The sequence below is a fragment of the Haemophilus haemolyticus genome, from assembly GCF_003351405.1.
Lineage (GTDB): Bacteria > Pseudomonadota > Gammaproteobacteria > Enterobacterales > Pasteurellaceae > Haemophilus > Haemophilus haemolyticus_N.
Map to the genome: position 1 here is coordinate 176388 of NZ_CP031240.1, position 26505 is coordinate 202892.

The 26505-nt window shown below is 38.4% G+C and carries 28 protein-coding genes and 1 pseudogene; 14 read left to right on the top strand and 15 right to left on the bottom strand.

Annotated elements, in window-relative coordinates; all coding sequences use genetic code 11:
• Window positions 1–10: 10 nt before the first annotated feature.
• The 5 genes from plsX to DV427_RS00800 form a co-directional block, all read right to left on the bottom strand.
• Window positions 11–1030 carry a phosphate acyltransferase PlsX gene (gene plsX / locus DV427_RS00780; protein WP_114890968.1) on the bottom strand — a complete coding sequence of 340 codons (1020 nt, stop codon included), beginning with the start codon at window positions 1028–1030 and terminating at the stop codon, window positions 11–13.
• A 21-nt stretch (window positions 1031–1051) separates the two neighbouring features.
• Window positions 1052–1222: a 50S ribosomal protein L32 gene (gene rpmF / locus DV427_RS00785; protein WP_005544470.1), complete on the bottom strand. Its 171-nt coding sequence runs from the start codon at window positions 1220–1222 to the stop codon at window positions 1052–1054.
• Window positions 1223–1244: 22 nt separating this feature from the next.
• Window positions 1245–1769, bottom strand: a complete 525-nt coding sequence (gene yceD, locus DV427_RS00790) for a 23S rRNA accumulation protein YceD (RefSeq protein WP_114890969.1) — start codon at window positions 1767–1769, stop codon at window positions 1245–1247.
• Window positions 1770–1858: 89 nt separating this feature from the next.
• Window positions 1859–3235: a rhodanese-like domain-containing protein gene (locus tag DV427_RS00795; RefSeq protein WP_114890970.1), complete on the bottom strand. Its 1377-nt coding sequence runs from the start codon at window positions 3233–3235 to the stop codon at window positions 1859–1861.
• Between the two features lie 14 nt (window positions 3236–3249).
• Window positions 3250–4245 (bottom strand): YeeE/YedE family protein, encoded by a 996-nt coding sequence (locus DV427_RS00800; protein WP_114890971.1) that lies wholly within the window; start codon window positions 4243–4245, stop codon window positions 3250–3252.
• A 143-nt stretch (window positions 4246–4388) separates the two neighbouring features.
• Between DV427_RS00800 and asd the strand changes: the two genes are divergently transcribed.
• The 4 genes from asd to yedF all read left to right on the top strand — a co-directional run bounded on the left by asd (window position 4389) and on the right by yedF (window position 7617).
• Window positions 4389–5258, top strand: coding sequence for an archaetidylserine decarboxylase (gene asd, locus DV427_RS00805; protein WP_032803387.1), 870 nt, complete (start codon window positions 4389–4391; stop codon window positions 5256–5258).
• 24 nt (window positions 5259–5282) lie between these two features.
• Window positions 5283–5906 carry a BamJ family beta-barrel-assembly machinery protein gene (locus DV427_RS00810; RefSeq protein WP_114890972.1) on the top strand — a complete coding sequence of 208 codons (624 nt, stop codon included), beginning with the start codon at window positions 5283–5285 and terminating at the stop codon, window positions 5904–5906.
• Between the two features lie 203 nt (window positions 5907–6109).
• The gene (gene yedE / locus DV427_RS00815) at window positions 6110–7330 is read left to right on the top strand and encodes a selenium metabolism membrane protein YedE/FdhT (protein WP_114890973.1); all 1221 of its coding nucleotides are present in this window, start codon (window positions 6110–6112) and stop codon (window positions 7328–7330) included.
• A gap of 17 nt (window positions 7331–7347) precedes the next feature.
• Complete coding sequence (gene yedF, locus DV427_RS00820) at window positions 7348–7617, top strand: sulfurtransferase-like selenium metabolism protein YedF (protein ID WP_005627337.1); 270 nt, start codon at window positions 7348–7350, stop codon at window positions 7615–7617.
• A gap of 62 nt (window positions 7618–7679) precedes the next feature.
• Here yedF and DV427_RS09625 read toward each other — a convergent pair.
• From DV427_RS09625 to suhB, 6 genes and pseudogenes are all read right to left on the bottom strand, one after another.
• Window positions 7680–8012: pseudogene (locus DV427_RS09625) on the bottom strand (5-methyltetrahydropteroyltriglutamate--homocysteine S-methyltransferase); the annotation flags it as partial.
• 59 nt (window positions 8013–8071) lie between these two features.
• Window positions 8072–9277, bottom strand: coding sequence for a BaiN/RdsA family NAD(P)/FAD-dependent oxidoreductase (locus DV427_RS00830; protein ID WP_114890974.1), 1206 nt, complete (start codon window positions 9275–9277; stop codon window positions 8072–8074).
• Window positions 9274–10431 carry a heme lyase NrfEFG subunit NrfF gene (gene nrfF, locus DV427_RS00835; protein ID WP_114890975.1) on the bottom strand — a complete coding sequence of 386 codons (1158 nt, stop codon included), beginning with the start codon at window positions 10429–10431 and terminating at the stop codon, window positions 9274–9276. Before nrfF ends, DV427_RS00830 begins: the two co-directional genes overlap by 4 nt.
• Entirely contained in the window at window positions 10428–10958 is a 531-nt protein-coding gene (locus DV427_RS00840; protein WP_114890976.1) for a DsbE family thiol:disulfide interchange protein, read from the bottom strand. The genes nrfF and DV427_RS00840 overlap by 4 nt, the downstream gene beginning before the upstream one ends.
• A complete protein-coding gene (gene nrfE / locus DV427_RS00845; RefSeq protein ID WP_114890977.1) occupies window positions 10958–12865 on the bottom strand; it encodes a heme lyase NrfEFG subunit NrfE in 1908 nt (635 codons plus the stop codon). The genes DV427_RS00840 and nrfE overlap by 1 nt, the downstream gene beginning before the upstream one ends.
• 238 nt (window positions 12866–13103) lie before the next feature.
• Window positions 13104–13907, bottom strand: coding sequence for an inositol-1-monophosphatase (gene suhB / locus DV427_RS00850; protein WP_005633301.1), 804 nt, complete (start codon window positions 13905–13907; stop codon window positions 13104–13106).
• 199 nt (window positions 13908–14106) lie between these two features.
• On the opposite strand from suhB, the gene DV427_RS00855 reads away from it, so the two are divergent.
• The 8 genes from DV427_RS00855 to degS all read left to right on the top strand — a co-directional run bounded on the left by DV427_RS00855 (window position 14107) and on the right by degS (window position 22388).
• Complete coding sequence (locus DV427_RS00855; RefSeq protein WP_114890978.1) at window positions 14107–14625, top strand: type II secretion system protein; 519 nt, start codon at window positions 14107–14109, stop codon at window positions 14623–14625.
• Window positions 14619–15335 (top strand): PulJ/GspJ family protein, encoded by a 717-nt coding sequence (locus tag DV427_RS00860; protein ID WP_114892157.1) that lies wholly within the window; start codon window positions 14619–14621, stop codon window positions 15333–15335. The genes DV427_RS00855 and DV427_RS00860 overlap by 7 nt, the downstream gene beginning before the upstream one ends.
• A gap of 14 nt (window positions 15336–15349) precedes the next feature.
• Window positions 15350–16033 carry a DUF2572 family protein gene (locus tag DV427_RS00865; RefSeq protein ID WP_114890979.1) on the top strand — a complete coding sequence of 228 codons (684 nt, stop codon included), beginning with the start codon at window positions 15350–15352 and terminating at the stop codon, window positions 16031–16033.
• Window positions 16026–16313 (top strand): DUF5374 domain-containing protein, encoded by a 288-nt coding sequence (locus tag DV427_RS00870; protein ID WP_162790307.1) that lies wholly within the window; start codon window positions 16026–16028, stop codon window positions 16311–16313. The genes DV427_RS00865 and DV427_RS00870 overlap by 8 nt, the downstream gene beginning before the upstream one ends.
• A gap of 47 nt (window positions 16314–16360) precedes the next feature.
• Window positions 16361–19711 carry an exodeoxyribonuclease V subunit gamma gene (gene recC / locus DV427_RS00875; protein WP_114890981.1) on the top strand — a complete coding sequence of 1117 codons (3351 nt, stop codon included), beginning with the start codon at window positions 16361–16363 and terminating at the stop codon, window positions 19709–19711.
• An 83-nt stretch (window positions 19712–19794) separates the two neighbouring features.
• Window positions 19795–20244: a transcriptional regulator NrdR gene (gene nrdR / locus DV427_RS00880; RefSeq protein WP_065246121.1), complete on the top strand. Its 450-nt coding sequence runs from the start codon at window positions 19795–19797 to the stop codon at window positions 20242–20244.
• Window positions 20245–20246: 2 nt separating this feature from the next.
• A complete protein-coding gene (gene ribD / locus DV427_RS00885) occupies window positions 20247–21365 on the top strand; it encodes a bifunctional diaminohydroxyphosphoribosylaminopyrimidine deaminase/5-amino-6-(5-phosphoribosylamino)uracil reductase RibD (RefSeq protein WP_114890982.1) in 1119 nt (372 codons plus the stop codon).
• Entirely contained in the window at window positions 21366–22388 is a 1023-nt protein-coding gene (gene degS / locus DV427_RS00890; protein WP_114890983.1) for an outer membrane-stress sensor serine endopeptidase DegS, read from the top strand.
• Window positions 22389–22449: 61 nt separating this feature from the next.
• On the opposite strand, the gene mutM is transcribed toward degS, so the two are convergent.
• From mutM to radC, 4 genes are all read right to left on the bottom strand, one after another.
• Complete coding sequence (gene mutM, locus DV427_RS00895) at window positions 22450–23265, bottom strand: DNA-formamidopyrimidine glycosylase (RefSeq protein ID WP_114890984.1); 816 nt, start codon at window positions 23263–23265, stop codon at window positions 22450–22452.
• A gap of 71 nt (window positions 23266–23336) precedes the next feature.
• A complete protein-coding gene (rpmG, locus tag DV427_RS00900) occupies window positions 23337–23507 on the bottom strand; it encodes a 50S ribosomal protein L33 (protein ID WP_005613503.1) in 171 nt (56 codons plus the stop codon).
• Between the two features lie 11 nt (window positions 23508–23518).
• Window positions 23519–23755 carry a 50S ribosomal protein L28 gene (gene rpmB, locus DV427_RS00905; RefSeq protein ID WP_005542826.1) on the bottom strand — a complete coding sequence of 79 codons (237 nt, stop codon included), beginning with the start codon at window positions 23753–23755 and terminating at the stop codon, window positions 23519–23521.
• A gap of 213 nt (window positions 23756–23968) precedes the next feature.
• The gene (radC, locus tag DV427_RS00910) at window positions 23969–24634 is read right to left on the bottom strand and encodes a RadC family protein (RefSeq protein ID WP_048954240.1); all 666 of its coding nucleotides are present in this window, start codon (window positions 24632–24634) and stop codon (window positions 23969–23971) included.
• Window positions 24635–24797: 163 nt separating this feature from the next.
• Between radC and coaBC the strand changes: the two genes are divergently transcribed.
• Both coaBC and dut read left to right on the top strand, forming a co-directional pair.
• Window positions 24798–26000: a bifunctional phosphopantothenoylcysteine decarboxylase/phosphopantothenate--cysteine ligase CoaBC gene (coaBC, locus tag DV427_RS00915; RefSeq protein ID WP_114890985.1), complete on the top strand. Its 1203-nt coding sequence runs from the start codon at window positions 24798–24800 to the stop codon at window positions 25998–26000.
• A gap of 47 nt (window positions 26001–26047) precedes the next feature.
• A complete protein-coding gene (gene dut / locus DV427_RS00920) occupies window positions 26048–26503 on the top strand; it encodes a dUTP diphosphatase (RefSeq protein ID WP_005631431.1) in 456 nt (151 codons plus the stop codon).
• The last annotated feature ends 2 nt before the right edge of the window (window positions 26504–26505 follow it).

The following is a 26505-nucleotide window of genomic DNA, read 5'->3' on the forward strand; positions in this document are numbered from 1 at the left end:
AATTAAGTCATTAATAACGAGCAAGCCCAGCCAATATTTTTTCTGGAAGTTGCTGGCGAGCTTGGAAAGCGGCATCAGCAATAGCATGTGCAAAAGCATTCACGTTTGCGCTACCGTGGCTTTTTACCACCACAGCTTTTAAGCCAATAAGTGATGCGCCATTATATTCATCAGGGTTAATTCGTTTCAAGCGTTTATAGCGTTGTTTAAATACAAAACGAAAAAACCAAGCAAGAATGGGCTTTATAAAACGTGAATTCACTTTATCTTTAAACAGAGATAACAAATTTCTGACTGCCCCTTCTAAGGTTTTCAACGCAACATTGCCTGCAAATCCATCACTCACAATCACGTCGGCTTTCCCATTCAGTAAAACATCACCTTCGATAAATCCGACATAATTAAGTGCGGTTGATTTTTGCAGTAAATTAGCAGCATCACGAATAGATTGATGGCCTTTAATTTCTTCAATACCAATATTCAATAATCCAATTCTCGGATACACCAAATTAAGTCGAGCTTCAGCAAAAATCGCGCCCATTATAGCAAATTGATAAAGATTTTCCGCACTACACTCAATATTTGCACCAAGATCTAGCATCACTGATTTTTCACCATCAATAGTCGGAATCAAAGAAATCAATGCTGGGCGTACAATGCCTTGTAAAGGCTGTAATAAAATCTTCGACAATCCCATTAATGCCGGTGTATTGCCAGCACTGACACAACCTTGTGCTTCGCCACGTTGTACAGTTTCTAATGCTAAACGCATTGATGTACCTTTACTATGACGCAATGCATAAGATATGCCTTGATTATTTTCTATAACACTTGAGCAATGTTGAACTTGTATTCGTTCTAAAACTGATTGAGAACACTTATTGAGAAGAGGAGAAATTTGTTGACTATCGCCAAAGAGGATTAAAGAAAGCTCAGGATCATTTTCCAACGCTAAAAGAGAGGCAGGGATAGTAATACGGGGACCAATGTCCCCGCCCATCACATCTAACGCCAAGGTTAGACGAGTCAAGTGAATACCTATAAGTAAAAATTACTTATTGATCACTTTACGACCACGGTAGTAACCGTCTGCAGTTACGTGATGGCGTAAGTGAGTTTCACCGCTTGCTTTATCCACTGATACTGCAGCAGTAGTTAACGCATCGTGTGAACGACGCATGTCACGACGTGAACGAGATTTTTTATTTTGTTGAACAGCCATTGGCCATACTCCTAAATTTAATTTACTTTTGCTTTAAATTAGCTAATACAGCGAACGGGTTCGGTTTTTTTGCCAATTCGTCAGGCAATTCGCCAAAAACCTGTTCCTGCGCGGACACTTCACAGTGTTCAGATGAATGCATTGGTACAAGCGGCAAAGCTAAAATTAGCTCATCTTCCACCGTGCCAATTAAATCTATTTCGCCAAACTCATTGAACTCGATTGGCTCATAAATTTCCGGCAATACATCAGCTTGATCCCAATTAGCCACTGGACTATAAGTAAACTCACATTCCAATGTTTGTTTGTAAGGCTCGTTACAACGCTGACATTCTAATTCAACATCAATTTGCACTTTACCTTTCATCACCACTAATTTTTGTGGATCAATATAAAACGATAATGTTACCTGTGCATCGCTGAGCACGTTTACCACTGATTCCGCCAAACGCTCAAGCTGATTAGCAGCGTAATAGCCAACATAATCAAGCCGTCTTTGAGCATCTTTTACCGGATCAACGGTTAGGGGTAGTTTTACCTTTTGCATAGGGCGTGAATATTACCTGTTGTTGCGAAGATAGTCAAAGGGAAATCACATTTTTTATGTAAGAAAACTCGTGATTTTCCCCCGCTTAATTAACTTTTACAGGAATTTCCTTTTTTCATCACTTTGCCAAAATCATTTTTCGAATCCGGTTTTGTCATATTATTTGGTGCACCTTTTTGTACAGGATAAACAGAATCCATTTGCCATTGATTCCAGCCACCATCATAAACCAAAGTATCTTTCCAGCCAGCTAGTTGAGTCATAAACCAAGGTACGCCTGCTCGCCAGCCTGTGCCACAATAAAAGGCTAATTTATTACCTTTTTCAATACCTTGAGTTTTCCACAAAGCAAAAATTTCATTTGGGTTACGCAACGTGCCATCCGGATCATAAAAATCAGCCATATTGGAAGAATCAGTGCCAGCAAAGCCCCAAATTGCTCCTTGCGGTTCACCTTTGCCCGGAATGTAATCATAGCCGCTCACTTTGCCAGTATATTCATCCCAAGCACGGTTGCTAATGAGTTTTAAACCATTTTGTTGTGCCAACATAATTTCTTTCGGCGTTTCAATATCAATCGCAGGATTTGCAGGAATTGTTGCACCAAAATGAGTTTCAGGTATTGGTGTATTCACTGTGGTTTCTGTTGGTAAATTGGCATCCATCCAAGTAGAAAGATTGCCATTTAATACACGCACATCTTTCACGCCTGCCCATTTTAACGCCCAAAATACGCGATAGGCTGCCAATTGATTATCTGAATACAAAATAATAGTTTTGTCCGCCGTAATACCATTTTTCAACAAATTTTGCTCAATCACTTCCGGCGATGATAAATTCCAAATCGGGCCATTTTCGATCCAATCCGTATCAAAATGATAAGCGCCAACAATGTGTTGCACATAGCCTTGGGATTTTTCTAACGGTCCCCAAGACACTTCAAAAATCGCAAATTTATCATTGTCGTAAGTTTCTGGTTTTTCACCTTTCAACACAGAATTAATCCATTCCGGAGAAACGCTATATTGGAAGTTTTGGAAACGTTCTAATGGATAATCTGCATTAGCGTAACTGATAAAATCATTAAATACGCGAGTTTTATAGCCTTTTGCGGCGAAATCAGCACTAATGCAAGCTAAATTATCCAGATTAGAATCATAAAATACCAAGGTTTTATCCTTAGTAATCCCCTTGCCTGCTGCAAAAGATTCAAATTTGTCCGGTGCAATGGAATCTAGCCATGAGCAAGAAAATTGCACAGCGTTAGGAATATGTCCACCACGCGTCGTATTTTTATCTTTGAAACCGTTGTAAAAGCTATCTTGGCGAGAATCAATAATCACATAATTCGGATTATTCAAATTATCCAAAAGTTCTTTTGTTTCAATAGTTTTTACTTGATTGTCATCACAAGCTGCAAGTGCAAATACAATGCCAATACCTAATAAAGAGCGGTTAAATTTCATTGAGTTTCTCCTTTTTATCTTTTCACTAACAATCTGTTACCAATCCAACACCCTAATAAAATAAAGCCTGTAGCAAGCCAGCCTTGCCAAGAAAAATAGGCGGTTGCCACTAAGGAATTTGTCACTGTGCAGCCACCAGCTAATGCTGCGCCTAAGCCCATTAAAACGCCCCCTAAAATACGTCGTAAGGCTTCTTTGGGCTGAGGCATTCTGAGATTAAAATCACCACTAAGTCTTGCCATTAAAAATGATCCCAATGGAATCCCAACCACAAATAAACTCCCCCAGTTTAAATAACGTTGCTGACCGATGACTAAATATTGCACCACATTAGCCGAAGGCACAGAAATACCATAGCCAAAATTACGTCCGGCCTTAGCACTAAAATACCAAGCGACAACACCCAACAAACCGATTAATAACGCACCCAAATAAGGATTCCAACTACGCTTAAAAGTGCGGTCAAAAAATGAAAGATTTAAAAGATTTTCTTGGGAAACAATTTTTTCACGGCGAGAAAACAGAATCAGCGTGGCGATAATTAAAATCGCAACCAACCACCAAGGAGAAATGGAGAATGTTAAATAAATATTATTCCATTGTGTGGTTTGTTGGGTTAATCCGCCAATGAATTGACGAAGGCTGCCAGTTTGTGTTGAAGCCATTGTGAGCGCAAAAGCAAACAGAGCAAGTAAACTGCCTAACGCCCCTTCAGCACTGCGAAACCAAGCTCCGCTCCCACAACAATTACTTAACACCATACCAATGCCAAATAATAATCCACCTAAAATACTGGCAAGCACAGGCAACTGAGATGTAGGAATTTTGATGAGTTCAAATTCAGCCAGCGTAAAAAACCCGATAGATTGCACACTGACAGCAATTAAAAGTGCGGTAAAAAAACGGAAGTTTTTTTCAAATAAAAAACGACGAAAACCAGAAACAAAACAGAATTGTGTACGTTGAAGTAGAATACCGAAAGCTATTCCAATAAATAAGCCGCTAAACATAGATTAAACCTTAATACTGATGGCGGAAATGAATTGCTAATATTAAAACATAATTGTTCTGTAGCTGTCATTATTTAAATAGTTGGAAGAATAAAAAAAATTGCTATAATCACGCCTCTTTTTTTTAACAAGGAAAGATAATGATGACTTCAAATTCTTATTGGCAACGCTTGAAAGTGGCATTTCAATATGTCATGCCGCAAATTTATTTAACTCAAATTGCAGGCTGGTTTGCTAAACAAAAATGGGGTGTACTAACCCATGTTGTAATTAAAGCTTTTGCGAAAAAATACAACATTGATATGAGTATTGCGCAAAAAGAACAATTTTCTGATTACGCAAGTTTTAATGAATTTTTTATTCGTCCGTTAAAAGAAAACGCGCGTCCAATTAATCAAAATCCTACCGCACTTTGTTTACCAGCAGACGGTCGCATTAGCGAGTGCGGTCATATTGACGATAATCTTTTATTGCAAGCAAAAGGGCATTTTTTCAGCCTAGAAGACTTACTGGCAGAAGATAAAGAATTAGTGGAAACCTTTAAAAATGGTGAATTTGCCACTACTTATCTTTCTCCTCGTGATTATCACCGAGTACATATGCCGTGTGATGGTACGCTACGCAAAATGATTTATGTGCCGGGTGATTTATTCTCTGTGAATCCATTTTTAGCCCAACATGTACCAAATTTATTTGCGCGTAATGAACGCGTGATTTGTGTATTTGATACTGAATTTGGCACAATGGTACAAATTTTAGTCGGCGCAACCATCACTGCAAGTATTGGCACAACTTGGGCGGGCGTAATTAATCCACCACGCCACAACGAAGTGAAAACTTGGACTTATGAAGGCGAAAGTGCGGTCAAATTATTGAAAGGTCAAGAAATGGGTTGGTTCCAACTTGGTTCGACAGTAATTAATTTATTCCAAGCAAATCAAGTCCGTTTAGCTGATCATCTAAGCGTCAACGAACCTGTTCGCATGGGCGAAATCTTGGCATATAAAAAATAATTTTTAACGAAAGGAAAACATCAAATGAATTTTGAACAAGTAAAATTAGAAAGCGTTTCTGAAAAAGGTAGCTACGGTATTGGTTTACAAATTGGACAACAATTAGCCGATAGCCAAATGGAGATCACCGTTGAAGCTGTGGCAAAAGGCATTTTTGACGCATTAAATCATAATCAACCCGCATTAGACATCAATGACTTAATGCATTCTGTTCAAGCACTTCAACAACAAGCCGCTGAAGCACAACAAGCGCAATTTAAAGCCATTGAAGAAGAAGGCAAAAAATTCTTAGAAGAAAATGCGAAAAAAGCAGGGGTAAACGTAACCGACAGCGGTTTACAATACGAAATCATAACTGAAGGCAATGGCGCAAAACCAGCTGCAACAGATAAAGTGCGAGTACACTATACCGGTACATTACCAGATGGCACAGTATTCGACAGTTCTGTGGCTCGTGGTACGCCAGCTGAATTTCCTGTAAATGGTGTAATCCGTGGTTGGGTTGAAGCATTACAAATGATGCCTGTGGGTTCTAAATGGAAACTCACTATTCCACACGAACTTGCTTATGGTGAACGTGGCGCTGGCGCATCAATTCCGCCATTCTCAACACTTGTATTTGAAGTAGAATTATTAGATATTCTTTAATCAAAAAATACGATACCTATAAAGGCAAAGTCATAAAGATTTTGCCTTTATTGTTAAAATAATGTTATTATTTTGCCTGACAAATTTCATTTGTCTTATATCGCAAGTTTTGTGTATAGGAAAATGGGCACTTCTTTTTTCACTGCATTCATTATTTATACCTTTCTTGCAAATCTTTCTTTTCAATAAATTTAGGTTATCTTATGAAAGAGATTTGGCTACAATTTAAACAAAATTACTTAATTAAATACTGGAATCCGATTGTCGCTGTGACTGCAGCAGGTTTACTTTCCGCTTATTACTTTGGGGTAACAGGCACTTATTGGGCTGTTACAGGGGAATTTACTCGGTGGGGAGGACATGCATTACAAGCATTAGGCGTTGATATATCTGAATGGAGTTACTACAAAATCATAGGAATGCAAGGTAATATCTTCTCACGTGTTGATGGTGTCATGATCTTAGGCATGTTTGCAGGTTGTATTTCTGCGGCACTTTGGGCAAATAATGTAAAATGGCGCAACCAACCACATAAACGTCGGATTATTCAGGCTTTAATTGGCGGTGCATTAGCAGGATTTGGTGCACGTTTAGCAATGGGATGTAATTTAGCTTCACTTTTTACAGGTATTCCACAATTTTCGGTACACGCTTGGTTCTTCACTATCGCAACAGCAATAGGTACTTATGCGGGTGTGAAAGTCACATTATTACCAATATTTCGCGTTAAATTAGAACTGAAAAAAGGTGCAGCGAAAATAAAAGAAACAGATCCTAAACAAGCACAACGCCGTTTCTGGATTGGTATGGTTGTATTTTTTGCTTATCTTATTGCTTCACTTTATGTAATGACTCAATCTATTAAACTTGGTTTTGCTATGGTTTGTGGTTTGGCTTTCGGGTTATTAATTGAACGTGCTCAAATTTGTTTTACCTCAGCTTTCCGGGACTTATGGGTAACTGGGCGTGCTTATATGGCAAAAGCGATTATTTTTGGAATATTAGTGGGCACCATTGGTGTATTTAGCTACATTCAACTTGGCGTCTCGCCTAAGATTATGTGGGCTGGTCCCAATGCGATTATTGGCGGTTTATTATTCGGCTTTGGTATTGTACTCGCTGGTGGTTGTGAAACAGGTTGGATGTATCGCTCAATGGAAGGTCAAGTACACTTTATGTGGGTTGGCTTAGGTAACGTAGTCGGTTCAACTTATCTCGCCTATGTTTGGGATGATATCGCTCCTGTTTTAGCACTTGATTACGAAAAACTTAATTTACTAAAATCTTTCGGGCCCGTAGGTGGCTTACTTGTGAATTACGGTTTATTAATTTTATGTTTAATTGCCGTAGTCTGGTGGGAACGTCGTTTCTTAGCCAAAGCAAAATCTCAAATAACCGCACAAACTGGCTGTGGATGTAATTAACCAAAAGGAGCATAATCATGGCATTTACTATTGTTCAAAAATTAGATAAAGATCCAAAAGACATTTCACCCGATTATACATTAGATACGTTAGGCGAACCCTGCCCTTACCCCGCTATTGTAATGTTAGAAACCATGCCACAATTACAAAAAGGTGAAATTTTAGAACTATTAAGCGATTGCGCACAATCTATCAACAACATTCCTATTGATACTAAAAATCATGGCTATACACTGCTAAGTGTAGAGCAAGATGGAACAAAATTACGTTACTTAATTCAGCGTTAAAAAATGGCTCCATAAGGAGCCATTTATTATCTACCAATAAAATCAAATTAATCCTCGCCCCAAACCTCTTTAGCGATTTCTTCGCGTGTAGCATAAATGCCCGTATCCCACTGAATAGGATACATTAATTGATTGGGACTAGGGATGGTGTATTTAACTATGCTACGATCACCAACAATAACATTCAATTTCTTTAAATGCTCAATAAATAGATAATTTGAATACCTGCATCTAACTAATGCTTGGAATAACTTTGTAATTGCTTGATCTTCAATCTCAGTTAATTGTTCACGAGAGATTTCACCTTATGCAAATTTTAAACGAGCCTATTTTAATCCTTATGAACGTAAATAAGGGCCTACAGTATCTGCATGTAATGGGAGGATTTTTGATATTTTACTTACTTATTTTATGATTTAATTAAAAGAATTTTAACGTATTTTCAATATCCCTTCTATTTTTCACTAATTCCTTGTGAACAAGCATAAGCCGAGCTCCACGCCCATTGGAAATTATAGCCGCCGAGCCAGCCTGTCACATCCAATACTTCACCAATAAAATATAAACCGCTTACTTGGTTACTTTCCATCGTTTTAGAAGAAATTACTTTAGTATCCACACCGCCCATTGTCACTTCAGCCGTACGATAGCCTTCTGTGCCATTAGGGGTGAATTGCCAGTGATGAATAAAATCCACCAGATTTTTTACCCGCACTTTACTGATGTTAGCGATAACTTCATCTTGCACAATGCCTTGTTCAATCCAAAGCTCGACCAATTTTTTCGGAAGTAATCGAACCAAGATGGTTTTCAACATTTGTTTTGGTGAAGATTGTTTTGCTTGATTAATTTCCTCTTCCAAATTGTGGTTCGGTAATAAATCGATTTCTACTGACTCAGTGGGTTGCCAATAATTAGAAATTTGCAATACCGCAGGGCCTGAAATACCACGATGAGTAAACAAAAGCTGGTTATGAAAAGATTTTCCGCACTGTGCCGTGATCGTGACTGGTAAGCTAATGCCTGAAAGTGCGGTTAAAAATTTATCTGTTTCTCGATAAGTAAAAGGCACCAAACTCGCGCGAGGAGGAATAACGGGAATAGAAAATTGTTCTGCAATTTGATAGCCAAATGGCGTTGAACCAAGCCCTGGCATAGAAAGCCCACCTGTGGCGACAATCAAATTTTTACATTGCCATTGGGTTAAATTTACCTGTAAAACAAACCGCACTTTTTCATCATTTTGAATGCGTTCAACTTGAGAAACTTCGCTACGCAATAAAATCTTAGCACCATATTTATCGCATTCAGATTTCAGCATTTCAACGATTCGTTCTGCGCCATCATCGCAAAATAATTGCCCCAATTCCTTTTCGTGATAAGCAATCCCCTGCTCCGCCACAAGAGAAATAAAATCCCAGTTGGTATAACGAGCCAGTGCCGATTTAACGAAATGAGGATTTTGCGAAAGATAATGAGCAGGCGTAACTTCTAAATTGGTGAAATTACAAAACCCTCCACCCGACATCAAAATCTTACGTCCGATTTTTTTTCCGTTGTCGAAAACTGTCACCGACTTGCCTAATTTAGCCAACTGTGCGGCACAAAATAATCCTGCCGCCCCTGCACCAATAATAATATTTTCAGAATATTGGCTCACGGATTTTGCCCTTTTTCACCACGTTGTAAAAAATCCAACATCTTCATTCGTTGAATAACAGAACGACGATCCACTGCCGCATTACCAGAATCTAATAATTGCTGTAAATACGCACTGGCTTGTTGATATTGACGATTTTCTAAGGCAATCGTCGCCAACAAAGAAAGGCTAGATACTTCATTTTTATCTTTTGCCAACGCTTCATTCAAAAGTTGTTCTACTTTTGGGGTCACTTGCTGGCCTGCTTGATAATAAAGTGCGGTTGCTGCCAAGCCTAAAATATTAGGTTTACTGCCTAATATTTTTTCCGCGTTAGAATAAGCAATAAGCGCACTGTCAAATTCATTATTCTGCACATAAGCTTCCCCAAGTTGAAGCCAAGTTTCCGCATTATTCGGATCGGTACGCAGTTTGCTTTGGATCTTCTCAATCACATTTTCATTTTTGTGTTCATCATTCATTTCAACATTTTGATTATGTTGCTCAATCATGGATTGCTCGCCTTGTTGAACACGACTAAAACGATCAAGAGAAAAATAATAAACGGTCGGAATAGCAATTAATAAAAAGAAAACCACAAAAGAAAGTTTATGGTTACTTTTCCCAAAGAAATCTGTCTTTTCTTCCTTTTGCTTAGGATCAAAATGAGGCTCAGCATTAACAGAAAAATATCGCTGTTCTTTTTCCAACACACTTCCCTGCTCGACTGAAGATAAAGCCGATTTTTTTCTATTTGAGAAATAAAGCAATGCGGCTGCTAAAATTAAAAGAGCGATTGGCAATAGCCATAACAACACCGTATTCCATTTGAATGGCGGTTTGTAATTCACAAAATCACCAAATCTAGCCGTCATTTGATCAATAATTTGCTGATTAGTTTTGCCCTCATCCACCATTTTGTACACTTCAAGACGCAAGTCATAAGCAATTGGAGAATTAGATTCCACCAAATTTTGATTTTGACATTGTGGACAGCGTAAAGATTTTGCCAACTCTACGGCGCGAGTACGATCATCTTGATTTTGGAATTGATAGGTATCCACCATTTCCGCTTGGGCGAATAAGGAAAATGCGAATAAAAGTGCGGTCGCAAAAAAAACTGTTTTTTGAACCTGAATAAAACCACGAGTAAAAATATCTAATATGCTTTTCATTTGTTCTTCAATGCTTCAATTTTTGGCAACAATACCGTTTGCCAAGTTTCTTTATCCAGTAAACCAGAATGGCGATAACGAATCACACCATTTTCATCCACAAGATAAGTTTCTGGTGCGCCATCTACACCTAATTTTAATCCCAATTCCCCCTGGCTATCATCAATGGTTAAGACGAACGGATTGGCCATTCGCTTAAGCATTTCAATGCCATTTTGCGGATTGTCGCGATAATCTACACCCACAATAGGCAAAGTTTTTGCAATCTCAATTAACAGAGGATGTTCTTCCTTGCAATAACCACACCAACTGCCCCACACATTTAATAAAAATGGCTGTTTAGGAAAATCTTTAGGGCTTACGATTTGTGATGGCTCATGTAAATTAGCCTGATAAAACTCTGGAACAGGTTTATCAATTAAAGCCGAAGCAATTTTTTTTGGATCTTGATTTAACCCTGCAATTAATAATACACACACGCCTAAAAGCACAAAGAGCGGTGCAAAAAAGAGAAGTTTTTTGTTCATTATTTTTCCTGTTTTCTGCGTAATCCGAAGACGCTAAAAAGTGCGCCAAACGCCATTAAAATACCGCCAGCCCAAAGCCAACGAATCAGCGGTTTATAGTGTAAGCGGAAAGTAAATTCTCCTTTACCGAGAGAATCGCCCATCACAATATATAAATCGCCCCAGAAACCGCCATCAAGCCCCACTTCACTCATCGTCATTGTACGCACATCGTAATAACGGCGCTCTGGGATAATTTCAGCATAAGGTTTGCCATTTTCAGTTACATCAAAAAAGGCGACTTCTGCCGTAAAGTTCGGACCGATTTCATTAGAAAATTGACGATAGTGAAATTCATATTGCCCCAATTTTTGACTTTGTTGCGGTGCTAAACGCACACCAATTTCACTGCCAAAATAACCACTCATCACCGCACCAATAGTCACAATCGCCACGCCACAATGCGCTAAAATCATACCAAATTGAGACAAGTGAATTTGTCGCCAATTTTGCCATAAAGTGACGAACAAAAGCCAAATCGCAAGAGTTAATAACACAAAGGCGAAAGAATGGAAATTTAATGCAGAATTATGGCGTAGCTGTTGCCAAATCATCAAGCCAGCAAGAATTAAGGACGGAATCAACAACCATACGCAACGTATCAATAATGTGCGATCAAATTGGACCCAACGAATGGTAAGGGAAACCACCATTAAGATTAAAATCACTGTAATAATTGGGAAGAAAATACTATTAAAATAAGGACTTCCCACAGAAATTGATCCCCAATTCATCGCTTGGAATAACATGGGGTAAAAGGTACCCAAAAAGGTAGAAACGGTGGCTATGGTCAGCAAAATATTCAGCAATAAAATGCCACCCGATTTAGAAACGAACTGAAATTTCACCGCACTTTCTGATGAACTGCCTGCACGCAAAGCAAATAAACCAAAGGCTAACACCGTCAAAATAAAGAAAATTAATAACAATACATAACCGCGCGTGTTATCCAATGCAAAAGCGTGCACAGAAGTGAGTGCGCCAGAACGAACAATAAACGTGCCTAATACGCTAAAGGCAAAAGCAAGCAAAGAAAAAAGCGTTGTCCAATAACTAAATATGCCTTGTTTTTCCGTCGCCATTAAACTGTGTAATAACGCCAAACCAAGCAACCAAGGCATTAAAGACGCATTTTCTACGGGATCCCAGAACCACCAACCGCCCCAGCCGAGTTCGTAATATGCCCACCACGCACCAAGCACAATGCCAATGGTTAAAAATAACCAAGAAAATAACACCCAGCCACGCATTGAGCGGGCAATTTGTCGTGCAGATTGGTTATAAATCAACGCACTCAAACTCATCGCAAAATTTACCGCAAAGCCCACATAGCCAATATATAACAACGGTGGATGGAAAATTAATCCCACATCTTGCAACATTGGATTGAGATCGCGACCTTCTGCGGGTGCTGGAAAAATGCGTCCAAACGGATTGGAATAAAATAAGATAAACACCGCAAAACCAAAGCAAATCAATCCCAATAAAGATAAAGATTGAGCGGAAAAAGTGCGGTCATTTTTTCGATTAAAAAAAGCAAAAGCGGCAAGCCATAAACTCAATGAAAATAACCAAAACAACATTGAACCTTCATGCCCACCCCAAGTGGCAGCCACTTTAAAAAATGTAGGTAATTGAGAGTTGGAATGTGTCGCTACATATTCAAGGGTGAAGTCATCCACCGCAAAAGAATAAGCAAGCAAACCAATTGAGAACGTCGTCGCAAGGGTAAAAATATAACTAAGCGGCCAAGCAGCATTAATTAAAGTCGAATTTTTTTTGAATAACCCAAATTGAGGCACTAACGCAAGAAAAAACGCGCTAGCTGTTGCGAGTAAAAGAAGGAAAAAGCCAAATTCTGGAAGCATAATGTCGTCGTTTTCTTCGTTGAGGTTCAGATTCGTCCATTGACGAGTTATTTACTAATTAAAAAACACACGCCAATTTAAATCCGTATTAAAGTGCATTTTTCTCACCTGAATTCTACCGAAAATCCTAAATTTTGCACGTGGTTTGTAATTCACTTCAATAGGATGAATATGATTGTACGGTAGATTTTTCACAAAAAAATAGCGCCCTATTGGCGCCATTCGAGTTATCAAAACATTAATTATTAAATTCAGCACCTAAACAAGGGCGGATTTTATTTAACATTTCTTTTATTACGCGTGATGGTGCGGCGATGATATTGCCACTGCGTAAGTAGCCGTTACCAGCATCAAAATCACAGACTAAACCACCCGCTTCACGCACGATTAAATCTCCCGCTGCACAATCCCATGCTTTTAAGCCCATTTCAAAATAGCCATCAATACGATTTGACGCTACATAGCATAAATCCAATGCGGCAGAACCAGTGCGACGGAAATCCGCGGCATCTTCAATTAAGGCATTCATCATTGCAAATTGAGTAGGCATTAATTTTGGTTGTTTGAATGGGAAACCAGTCGCTAAAATTGAACCTTGAATTTCACGTTTACTGTCTACACGCAAACGTACTTCGTTTAATTTTGCGCCTTCACCACGCACAGCGGTAAATAATTCATTACGGATTGGATCATAAACAACCCCAACTTCAGTGCGATTTTTTACACGAATTGCGATAGACACGGCAAAATGAGGAAGGCCCGTCATAAAATTACGGGTACCATCTAGTGGATCAATCACCCATTGTACATCACTATCTTTGCCTTCAAGCGCACCCGTTTCTTCGCTGATGATGGTGTGGTCAGGATAAGATTTACGAATAATTTCAATGATTTCTGCTTCTGCCGCTTTATCAACGTTTGTCACATAATCATTAATACCTTTTTGTGTGCTTTCGATAGCATCACGGCGTTCATAATTTTTAGCAATCACATTGCCCGCTTTTCGTGCCGCACGAATTGCGATATTTAACATTGGATTCATATTTCCACCAGATTTTAAAGAACAGAAAAATTCCGCGCCATTATAGCGAGATTTGCCAAAATAACCAGTTGAAAATTATAAAACAATGGTTTTTATAGGTTTTCAGGAAAAGTTTGCGATACAGATCGCAAAAATAGTATGAAGTGATTTTTCTACTCATTATTTGCCATTAAAGTGCGGTAGAAAATTGGAGCGTTTTATGCAGAAAGGTGTGACATTAGTGGAATTATTGATTGGGTTAGCAATCATCAGTATAGCACTGAGTTTTGCCGTGCCATTATGGCAAACGGATTCACCTAAAACGATTTTAGCCAAAGAGCAACATCGCCTGTATTTATTTCTACGCCAAATTCAGGCTCGGGCAGAAAATTCATCGGAAGTGTGGTTTTTACTTATCAATCGTAACCTTGCGACACAACAATGGTGCTTAACGGCACAAGTAAAAAATGATCAAACTTGCGATTGTTTAAACCCAACAAACTGCCCAAAAGAAGCCTATGCTCATTTTTACTATCCTTATTTTCCTGAAAAAACGATGATTCAAAGCCATTATATTTATCCCAAAGAAATCACGCGGTTTTATGGCGCTCGGAATACCAGTGTTACTCGTTGCTTTATTCTACAAGCAGAAAATGAACGTACATTATTTTCATTTTTCAATGTTGGCAGTATTCGTTTGAAAACCAATCAAGCGGCTAGTGCATGCAATCAATCATGAAAACATTATTAAAAGGGCAAACCCTATTAGCACTGATGATTTCGCTAGCGTTGTCATCTTTATTATTACTAAGCATTTCGCATTTTTATGTGCAAATTCAAACGCAAAATCAACACATATTATTGCATTTAAAACTACAAGCAGAACTACAACGAACATTACAGCTCATCGGTAAAGATCTTAGGCGATTGGGATTTAGAGCATTAAATACAAAAGGAACAGAAAGCAATTTATCTTTATTTGAATTAGATGAACAAGGCACTGCTATTTTCATTAGTCAAGAAGATAACGCCCCACTTAATAGCTGCGTGTTGTTCTTTTATGATTTAAATAAAAATGGATGTATTGGCAAAGACTCACCAAAAACTTGTATGAAAAATGGGAAAAATACCTCCAAAAACAGTACAGAAGAATTATTCGGTTATAAAGTGAGTAACAAAATGATAAAAACCAAACTGACTTATCAAAGTGTTATTCCTACTAATTGCACAGCAGAAACTTGTAAACGAGCTTTTCAACAAACCGCTTGCAATGCTGGAGGCGGTTGGACAGATTTATTAGATAACAATGAATACGAAGTCACTACCCTACAATTTAATTGGTTAATTGAAGGCAAAGGATTAGAAATCAAGCTAAAAGGAAATTTAAAACAAACCCCAAATATAAGTTATGAAACATCCCTTGTCGTTGCACTATGGAATCAAAAATAACGGAATCAAAAATAATGACAATACAAAAAGGCATTATTACGCTGACTATTCTGATTTTTATTTCAGGTTTATTAACCGTAATCTTATTGTTGGATGACAGTCATTTAAGTTTTTTTCGTGCACAACAAAATCAACGCAAACACTATGTGGAAAGAACATTACAACTGCAAAAAATGACAGAGGAGAAAAAACAAACTGTCTGCCTTGATTTACCCTTAAATAATAATGAAAGTGTAAAGCAAATCAGCATCACGCTTAAGGGTGACAGCGATGCCATTCAATATTTTCTTTGGTGTGAAAGAATGAGCCTATTTAAAAAATCGCCCACAAAAGGCGATAATCAAGGTGCATTGAAAGATTTTATTCACACAGAAAAACTCACTGATTTTCGACCGCGCTTTTCTTCCCCTCCCAGAATTTTAAACGCGAATAAAACACCTAAACTTTATTGGTTTTCAGATTCTCAAGCAGAAATTGAAATTAATGGTACCGTGTCTACCGTATTAATTGCGGAGGGAGATTTAAAACTAACGGGCAAAGGAAGGATTAGTGGCGCAGTACTCACCAACGGAAATCTAACTTTAGATGGGGTGACGTTGGCCTATGGCAAATCTGTCGTAACAACCTTAGTGCAACAATATAGTCAATGGCAGCTGGCAGAAAAAAGTTGGAGTGATTTTAATGTTCCAGATGAATAAAGGCATGTCGCTCACTACACTATTATTTTCTTTGGCTTTATTTAGCATTTTATTTATTGCGTTCAATCAATGGACGGCAAGCCAAAGAAAAAGTGCGGTGAAAACTTATCAAGATTTTCAGGCGATACAGATTGCGGAGAATCAAGCTCAACGCCAATTTTTAGGATTAGCTTGTGAACAATTGATACAACAAAATGGCTTAACTTTTCGTGTTCAATGTGAAAACGAACGCGTCATTGTGCGTTATCCGATGGATGAAATTTCGATAAAAACTAAGTAAAATGGGGCTTGTCTTTTTCTAAATCAAATCCTCAAAAGGTCGCCATTGTGTTCATTGTTTACTACTCTAATCAACTCGAAAAACAAAAAGAAATTCTTTCGTCCTTATTCAAATCGTTACCGCCTGAAGAGCCTTTTCAACAAGATATTATCTTGGTACAAAGCCCAGGTATGGCGCAATGGCTGCAAATTGAATTAGCGAAAGAAACGGGCATTTCAGCGAACCTCAAATTTCCTATGCCAGCAAGTTTTATTTGGCAACTTTATGCTCAGAACTTACCTGCAACGGCATTGGAAAACCCTTTTGATAAAGATTCAATGACATGGCGTTTAATACGATTAATCCCGACTTTTCTCGAGAAAGAAAGTTTTTCACCTTTACGCAATTATTTAGCATCATCGCCTCATTCTGAACAATACAAACTTTATCAACTCAGCAGCAAAATTGCTGATTTATTTGACCAATATTTAGTTTATCGACCTGAATGGATTTTTGCTTGGGAAAAAGGCGAAGATGAACAAATCACCGCTCAAATACAAAAACAACAGCCTAACCTAAACGCAACTTTATTTCAGCAAATTCAAGGCAATACAAAATGGCAAGGTGAGTTATGGCGTGCATTGGTCATTGATGTTAAATCAGATGTTGGTGATGCCACACATCGAGCGGCTTTACATAATCAGTTCTTAGCCTTGCTTGCCGATAAAAAAGCACCGAAAAAATTACCTTCACGCATATTTATTTTTGGTATTCCTGCGCTTCCAACGGCTTATCTTAATATTTTGCAAGCCATGTCCTCTGAAGTGGATATTCATTTATTTTTTAATAATCCATGCCAAGAGTATTGGGGAGATATTAGCGATTTACGCCTCGATTATTTGCGTTCTCGTCAGCGTTATCAATTCAATAAACAAGATGAAAATCAACCGCTCTTTTCTGAGGATCAACTTTCTCAACTAGAAAACGCTCAGTTTGACGTCACTTATCAAAAAGAAAATCTGCAAGTAGGCAATCCATTACTTGCGGCTTGGGGAAAAATGGGGCGAGATTTCCTTTACACCTTGGTGCGAGATGAAGAACATATTCCAACTTATCCCGTCAATGCTTATCAAGAAATTAAATCGAATAGTTTACTTGGACAATTGCAGTCTCAAATTCTGCATTTAGAAAATAAACCGTTAAATATCGCAAAAAATGACCGCACTTTAACCCTACATTCTTGCCACAGTGCTATGCGGGAAGTAGAAGTATTGCACGATTATTTACTCGATTTATTCAATCAAGATCCTAACCTTACACCAAAAGATGTGGTTGTTATGGTGGCAGATATAAATCAATACACGCCTTATATTCAGGCCGTTTTCGGGCAAAAAAATGGAAATGCCCCACAAATTCCATTTTCACTTTCAGATAATAAACTTTCAGAAAGCGATGTGTTGGTATCAAGTTACTTAACTTTATTACGCTTAAAAGAAAGCAATTTTAGTGCAGAGGATGTCTTAGCGTTGTTGGATATTCCTGCGATGCGAGAACGATTTAATATTTCCCTTTCTGATTTGCCATTAGTGCGAGAATGGGTGGCGGATTCAGGGATTCGTTTCGGTTTGCAAAAAAATCAAGATGGCATCAATTTCAATTCTTGGCAGGCTGGTTTAGAACGAATGATGTTAGGCTATGCGATGCGTGAAGAACACGGCATTTGGCAAGATAGTCTAGGGTTAAACAGCAGCTATGGCTTAAAGGGTGAACTTGCTGGAAATTTATCTCACTTTTTCACCGCACTTTCCGCGCTGCATGAAACGCTGCAACAAGCACATTCCATCGAAAAATGGCAAGAAATTTTAACCGCACTTTTATCAGATTTCTTCGTGCAAAATGAAGACACAAGCGACACGATTTTCTATATTCAAGAGAAAATTAATAAATTAGCTGAGCATCTAAAAACGCTCCATTTTACTGAAGAATTACAAGCAGACGTGATTGCCGATGTCATCACAATGAAATTGGAAGATGCACCAAATAGCCTCAAATTCCTTGCAGGAAAAGTAAACTTCTGCACCTTATTACCAATGCGCTCCGTACCATTCAAAGTAGTTTGTTTACTTGGAATGAATGACGCGGATTACCCTAGAACACAAACACCAAACAGTTTTGATTTAATGCAATATCACCATCAAAAAGGCGACCGTGTCCGCCGTGATGATGATCGCTATTTGTTCTTAGAAGCCTTATTGGTAGCACGTGATTATTGCTATATCAGCTATGTTGGCCGTTCCATAACAGATAATCAACCGAAAGAACCTTCTGTATTGGTAAGCCAACTCGTGGATTATATTAATCAAGAGCAAAGCGAAAATCCCCTTACGGTGATTGAGCATCCAATGACCGCATTTAGCCCAGATAATTTCAAATATAACGAGAAATTTACCCGCTCTTTTGCGACAAAATGGTTGCCAATAGCACAATTTAACGCGAGTTCTAACAATTCAGAATTTGCCGTCACTATGACAGAAAACCCAGAAAAAATCGAAGAAATTGAACTGGATCGTTTAGTCAGCTTTGTGGAAAATCCAGTGAAATTTTTCTTTGAAAAACAACTCGGTGTCTATTTCCGTGATGAAGATGATCGTATTGCCGACAGTGAAAACTTTACCTTAAGCGGATTAGATAATTACGCGCTCAATAATGACTTAATCTACCTTGATGAACAAAATTTTGCTGATTATTTTAGACAAGCAGAAGTTAAAGGCGTGTTACCTCGAGCCGAATTTGGAAAAGTTTATGCTGAAAATATTCGAGACAATGTTCTTGAATTTAAAAAGAAAATAGCAGATCTTGGCGAAGCCAAACATGCTTCCGTCGATTTCAATCTCTCCGTAGATTGGCAAAATGAAAATCAAGAAATTCGTCTATTTGGTTATATGGAGCCTTTATTTGGCGATGATTCACAGGTAATTCAGTGGCATTTTGCGAAATACAAAGATCGCTATTGTATCCGTCCTTGGATTTATTATTTGATTCAATGTGTCACACAAGAAAATGCAATACCACCAAAATTAATTACGCAAGATCAAGTTATCGAATTACCGCCTATTGAGCGTGAAGCCGCTCTCGCTCAATTAAAAATTTACGTAAAAGATTATTTACAAAGCCAAATAGAAATTCAATTGGTGCCAACGATAAGAAATATTAATCATTTTATTGTGGACGATGAAAGTGCGGTAGATTTTGACAACATTTCTACAAAACTTCAGGAACTGGGCGAAGACAGCTACGGCGCTCAAGCAGATCCATATTGGTCACGCATATTGGCGCAGACCTCAAGATTTGAACAAACTGAAAATATTGAAAAATTATTAAAACAAACAAAAGATTGGTTTGGCTTATTATTCGTATAAAAGAAGACAAGAAAAGCATAAAGCTAATCGTCAAAGAACCGATTTTTTGCTAAGATAACCGCCCTTTTTACGGAGAATTGTCTATGCGCTGTCCATTTTGTTTTACAGAAGAAACCAAGGTAATTGATAGCCGTTTGGTATCGGATGGCTATCAAGTTCGCCGCCGTCGTGAGTGCGGTAATTGTCATGAGCGTTTTACTACCTTTGAAACAGCCGAATTAATCGTACCAAAAATTATTAAAACTGACGGCACTCGAGAACCGTTCAATGAAGATAAATTACGCAGTGGTATTCAGCACGCCTTAGAAAAACGCCCTGTAAGTGCGGATGATGTTGAACAAGCAATTAACCATATAATTTTTCAATTACGCGCGACGGGTGAACGTGAAGTACCAAGTAAACTGGTTGGAAAACTCGCGATGAATGAGTTAAAAAAACTCGATAAAGTGGCTTATATTCGTTTTGCATCGGTCTATTTGAGTTTCGATAATATTAATCAATTCACCAAAGAAATTGAGAGCTTAAAGGATTAACCATGAGCGAATTTTCTGCACAAGATCGCAAATTTATGCAACGCGCCTTGGATTTAGCCGCCAAAGGTCAATATACCACTACACCGAACCCATCGGTAGGATGCGTATTGGTAAAAAATGGTGAAATTGTGGGGGAAGGCTTTCATTTTAAAGCGGGGCAACCTCATGCTGAACGCGTTGCCTTAGCCCAAGCTGGCGAAAATGCCAAAGGAGCAACCGCTTACGTCACCTTAGAGCCCTGCTCTCATTATGGTCGCACACCGCCTTGTGCATTAGGATTAATCGAGGCTGGCGTAGTGAAAGTCATTGCAGCTATGCAAGATCCGAATCCTCAAGTCGCAGGGAAAGGTTTGAAAATGTTATCTGATGCAGGCATCGAAAGTGCGGTGAATTTATTAAACGATCAAGCGGAAAAAATAAATAAAGGCTTTTTAAAACGAATGCGTCAAGGTATGCCTTTTGTTCAACTCAAACTTGCAATGAGTTTAGATGGACGAACAGCAATAGCAAGTGGAGAAAGTAAATGGATTACGGGCCCTGATGCTCGTTCTGACGTACAAAAAATGCGTGCAAAATCATCCGCACTTTTATCTACTTCTGCGACAGTAATTGCAGATGATCCAAGCCTTAATGTACGCTGGGACGAATTTCCTGAAAATCTTAAAACAAAATATAAAAAAGAAGATCTTCGCCAGCCTGTACGAGTCATTTTAGATTCACAACATCGCATTCAGCCGACTCATAAACTTTTTTTAACGCATTCTCCCGTTTGGTTAGTTTCTAATGAATCGCGAGATTTAGCAGGCTTTCCTGATTTCTGCGAACAAATTATTCTTCCAAAAGAAAATTTACTAAAAGAATTAATGCGAGAACTGGGAAGACGCCAAATAAATACCCTTTGGGTAGAAGCTGGAGCAAATTTAGCGGGTAGTTTAATTGATGCGAAATTAGTAGATGAATTGATTATTTACGTTGCGCCCAAATTACTTGGCGACAATGCTCGTGGTCTATGCCAATTACCGAATTTAACTAAACTTGCTGATGCACCATTATGGCAACTCAATGAATTAGAACAAATCGGTGACGATATAAAATTAACTTACACACCGAAAGGAATCTAAATGCTTAAAAAACTTTTCCATTCCGCACTTTGGGGCTTGGCTGCTGCGGGCGTGATTTTGTTTGCGGTTCCAAGACTGAATAACAGCAATATTTTCACTTCAGACGATATTGTATCGTTCAAAAATGCGGTGCGTATTGCCTCTCCAGCAGTAGTGAATGTTTATAACCGATCTTTTTCTTCCGCCAGCATTAATGATAATGATCAGCTACAAGTGAATAACTTAGGTTCTGGCGTGATTATGAGTAAAGATGGCTATATTCTGACGAATAAACACGTTATCCAAAATGCGGATCAAATTGTAGTAGCGTTACAAAATGGAAATATTTTTGAGGCAAGCCTTGTTGGTTCAGATAATCTCACCGATCTCGCTGTTCTCAAAATTCGTGCAAATAATCTTTCAACCATTCCACAAAATTCAGATCGCCAAGCTCACGTTGGTGATGTGGTATTAGCAATCGGTAATCCCTACAACTTAGGACAAAGCGTATCCCAAGGTATTATTAGCGCGGTGGGGCGTAATGCTGTAGGTGATTCTGTTGGCAGACAAAACTTCATCCAAACCGATGCTTCAATTAACCGCGGCAACTCAGGCGGTGCGTTAATTAATTCTGCAGGGGAATTAGTTGGAATCAGCACCCTTAGTATTGGGAAAACCGCTAATGAAATAGCAGAAGGACTAAATTTTGCGATTCCAATGGATATTGCAAATGATGTTTTACAAAAAATTATACGAGATGGACGTGTTATCCGAGGTTATTTTGGCGTGCAAAGTGACATCAGTTCAAGTAGTGAAGAAGGCATTGTCATCACTGGTGTAAGTCCTAATAGCCCGGCAGCAAAAGCAGGAATTCAATTAGGTGATGTCATTTTGAAATTAAATAATCAAGAAGGCATTTCAGCCCGAGAAATGATGCAAATTATCGCAAATACAAAACCTAATTCAAAAGTTCTAGTCACCATTCTACGATTAGGCAAAATTTTACAACTTCCTGTTATAATTGAAGAATTTCCAGTAAATTAAAAATTGCGGTCGTTTCTGACCGCTATTTTCATCTCTCTTTTCCATCGAAAACCAACTCACCCTAACCCATTTTCTGACATTTCGGGCAAAAGAAACTATTACGCTGGCCTATCACTAAACTTTCAATTTTTGTACCGCACTTAGGACAAGGTTTGTCTTTATTGCCATATACCAATAATTCTTGTGCAAAATATCCTGGGCGCCCATCTGGCTGTAAGAAATCTTTAAGTGTCGTTCCACCTTGAATAATAGCTTTTCTCAAAACATCTTTAATCGTATTTACTAGGGAAATACATTGATTGCGGGTCAGATTTTTAGCGAGTTTAAGTGGATGAATACCACAAATAAACAAACTTTCATTCGCATAAATATTACCAACACCCACCACCACTGCATTATCCATCAAGAAAGTTTTAAGTGCGGTCGATTTTTGACGAGATTTTTTGAATAAATATTTTGCATTAAATTCATCAGAAAGCGGTTCAGGCCCTAGCTTTAAGAAAAGATGAAAGTCATCTAAATTCTCCGACCACAACCATGCACCGAAACGACGGGGATCGTTATAACGTAATAATTTGCCATTATTCATCACAATATCAATATGATCATGTTTATCTATTACGCTATCCTGTGGCACAATTCGCACCGAACCTGACATGCCGAGATGCCCGATGATATAACCTTTTTCCGTGTGAATAATCAAATATTTTGCTCGACGAGTGAGATCGACAATTTTTACATTTTTTAGCGTTATCAATTCCTCTGATACGGCCCAGCGCAATTTAGGCTGACGCACGACAACTTTCTCAATCGTAAAATTCTTAAGATAAGGGCTAATACCGCGTAGTGCAGTTTCGACTTCAGGAAGTTCAGGCATGATTTGTTCCTTAATAAATCTTGGATAGAAAAAAACCCGAACAATGTCGGGCTTTTTCTAAATAAGCAAAATTATTTGATTTTTGCTTCTTTATAAATAACGTGTTTACGCACTACTGGATCAAATTTTTTGATTTCCATTTTTTCAGGCATATTACGTTTATTTTTATCAGTTGTGTAGAAGTGACCGGTCTCTGCAGTAGAAACTAAACGGATTTTCTCACGAGCGCCTTTAGCTGCCATTTTTTAGCTCCTTAGATTTTTTCGCCACGAGCACGGATTTCAGCTAATACTGCATCAATGCCTTTTTTATCAATAATACGCATACCTTTCGCAGTTAAACGTAAGGTTACGAAACGGTTTTCACTTTCAACCCAGAAACGATGAGTATGAAGGTTTGGAAGAAAACGACGACGTGTCGCATTCATCGCGTGTGAGCGGTTATTACCCACAGCTGGACGCTTGCCTGTTACTTGACAAACTCTAGACATAATAATCTCCAATAATTAAATATAAGCTCGAGCTTACGGTTCGGATTGTTTAAAGCCAGTTAAAACCAGCTTGCTACCTCGTCAGGTCGCGCTAATCCGACCCGCTTACTATATTAAAGGTCGCAAATTATACTGACTTTGTTTTCATTTCTCAAGTGTAAATGCGATTTTCCTGGATGTAATCGGTAAAAAAATGGTCAACATTATAAAAATTTATAATAAAAAGTTCTCTGCAAAAGAATAGCAATCTGTTTTTCCGACAATTAGGTGATCAAGCACTCTGATTTCCATTAGTTCTGCAGACTCCTGAATTTTTTTAGTAATAAGCTGATCCGAATAACTCGGCTCCGTTATGCCCGAGGGATGATTATGCGCCAAAATTAAAGCAGCTGCATTACAATAAAGTGCCTCTTTAATTATTTCCCGAGGATAAACCGCTGACACATTAATTGTACCTAAAAATAACCGCTCTTTTTTAATCAGACGATGTTGATTATCCAAAAATAAAACCATAAACACTTCTCTTTCCTCATGTTGCAATTCAGTGAGTAAAAAAAGTTTTACCGTTTCAGGATCATTAATAATCGGTGTACTTAACATCTCTTGCTTTAAATAACGCTTGGTCATTTCCGTAATCGCTTGCAGCTGAATAAATTGCGTAATGCCTAAGCCTTTCACTGAGCAGAAGGCTTTTTCATCTGCAGAAAGTAACGTATGCAAGGAACCAAAATGTGATAAGACATTTTTAGAAAGCTGAATGACTGGGCAGCCTTTTATGCCAGTTCGTAAAAAGATCGCCAGCAATTCATAATCAGCGAGCGTTTCTACACCAAATTTAAGCAATTTTTCCCGTGGCATTAAATCATCATTGTTTTCCATAAAATATTAAACGCAAAATAGAAAAAATTTTGACCGCTCTTTTCTTGTTTTACGAGTAACTTATGTAAAGTCTGCGATATGTATCGCAAAAATAGCATTGGGCATTCAATAAAATTAAAGTAAAATAACGGAATTGTGGCTAAGTACTAACAAAGGTTGAAACATGAAATTAAACGGAAAACATATTGTAGTTGGCATAACTGGCGGTATTGCAGCCTATAAAACAATAGAGTTGATTCGTTTATTACGTAAAGCAGAAGCGGAAATACGTGTAGTATTAACCCCTGCTGCGGCAGAATTTGTTACGCCTTTAACGCTTCAAGCCATTTCTGGCAATGCTGTCGCACAATCTTTACTTGATCCACAAGCAGAGCTGGCAATGGGGCATATTGAGCTTGCCAAATGGGCCGATGCCATTATTATTGCGCCAGCTAGTGCAGACTTTATTGCCCGTCTTACTGTAGGCATGGCGAATGATTTACTTTCAACAATTTGTCTTGCGACTGATGCGCCAATTTTTCTTGCCCCAGCAATGAATCAGCAGATGTATCGCCAATCCATTACTCAACAAAATTTAACGGCTCTTCAAACGCGTGGAATTGAGCTTATTGGCCCGAATAGTGGTTTTCAGGCTTGCGGCGATATGGGGAAAGGACGTATGTCAGAACCAGAGGAAATTTTTACCGCACTTTCTGACTTTTTCTCTCAAAAACAAGATCTACAAGGATTAAATGTCGCTATTACAGCAGGCCCAACGCGTGAGGCAATCGATCCCGTTCGTTATATTTCTAACCATAGTTCAGGGAAAATGGGATTTGCGATTGCTGAAGCATTTGCCGAACGTGGGGCGAACGTCACGCTAATTTCAGGGCCAGTGAATTTAACAACACCAAAAAATGTAAATCGAATCAATGTCATCTCAGCACAAGATATGTGGAAAGCCTCTCTTGAAAGTGCGGCGAAGAATCAAATTTTTATTGGCTGTGCGGCTGTTGCTGATTACAGAGTAGCCAAAGTTGCTGACCAAAAAATTAAAAAATCTGGCGATGAAATATCTATCAAGTTAATTAAAAATCCCGATATTATCTCAGATGTAGGACATTTAAAAACACATCGCCCTTTTACTGTTGGATTTGCAGCTGAAACCCAAAATGTTGATGATTACGCAAAAGATAAACTTGAACGCAAAAATCTTGATATGATTTGTGCCAACGATGTATCTGGCGGACAAGTTTTTAACGCTGATGAAAATGCCTTGCAGCTTTTCTGGAAAAATGGTCATAAAAAATTATCGCTAAAATCAAAAGTGGAACTTGCAGCTGATTTAGTCAATGAAATCATTGAACGCTATCAAAAAACCTTATAATTCCAACCGCACTTTTACCTAAAAATGAATTTCAAACGGAGTATTACATGAAAAAAATTGACGTAAAAATTTTAGATTCTCGCATTGGAAATGAATTTCCTCTGCCAACTTACGCAACTGAAGGTTCGGCAGGTCTTGATTTACGTGCTTTGATCGATGAAAGCTTTGAAATTCAACCAGGTGAAACTAAATTAATTCCGACAGGGCTATCAATTTATATTGCGGATCCAAATTTAGCGGCAGTGATTTTGCCTCGCTCGGGCCTTGGTCATAAACACGGCATTGTGCTAGGAAACCTTGTGGGATTAATTGACTCCGATTATCAAGGGCCATTAATGGTATCAATGTGGAACCGTGGAAATGAGCCATTCAAAATTGAAGTCGGCGATCGCATTGCTCAACTTGTTTTCGTACCAGTAGTACAAGCCGAATTTAATATTGTAGAAGATTTTCAACAAACCGAACGTGGTGAAGGCGGTTTCGGTCATTCAGGTAAACAATAATT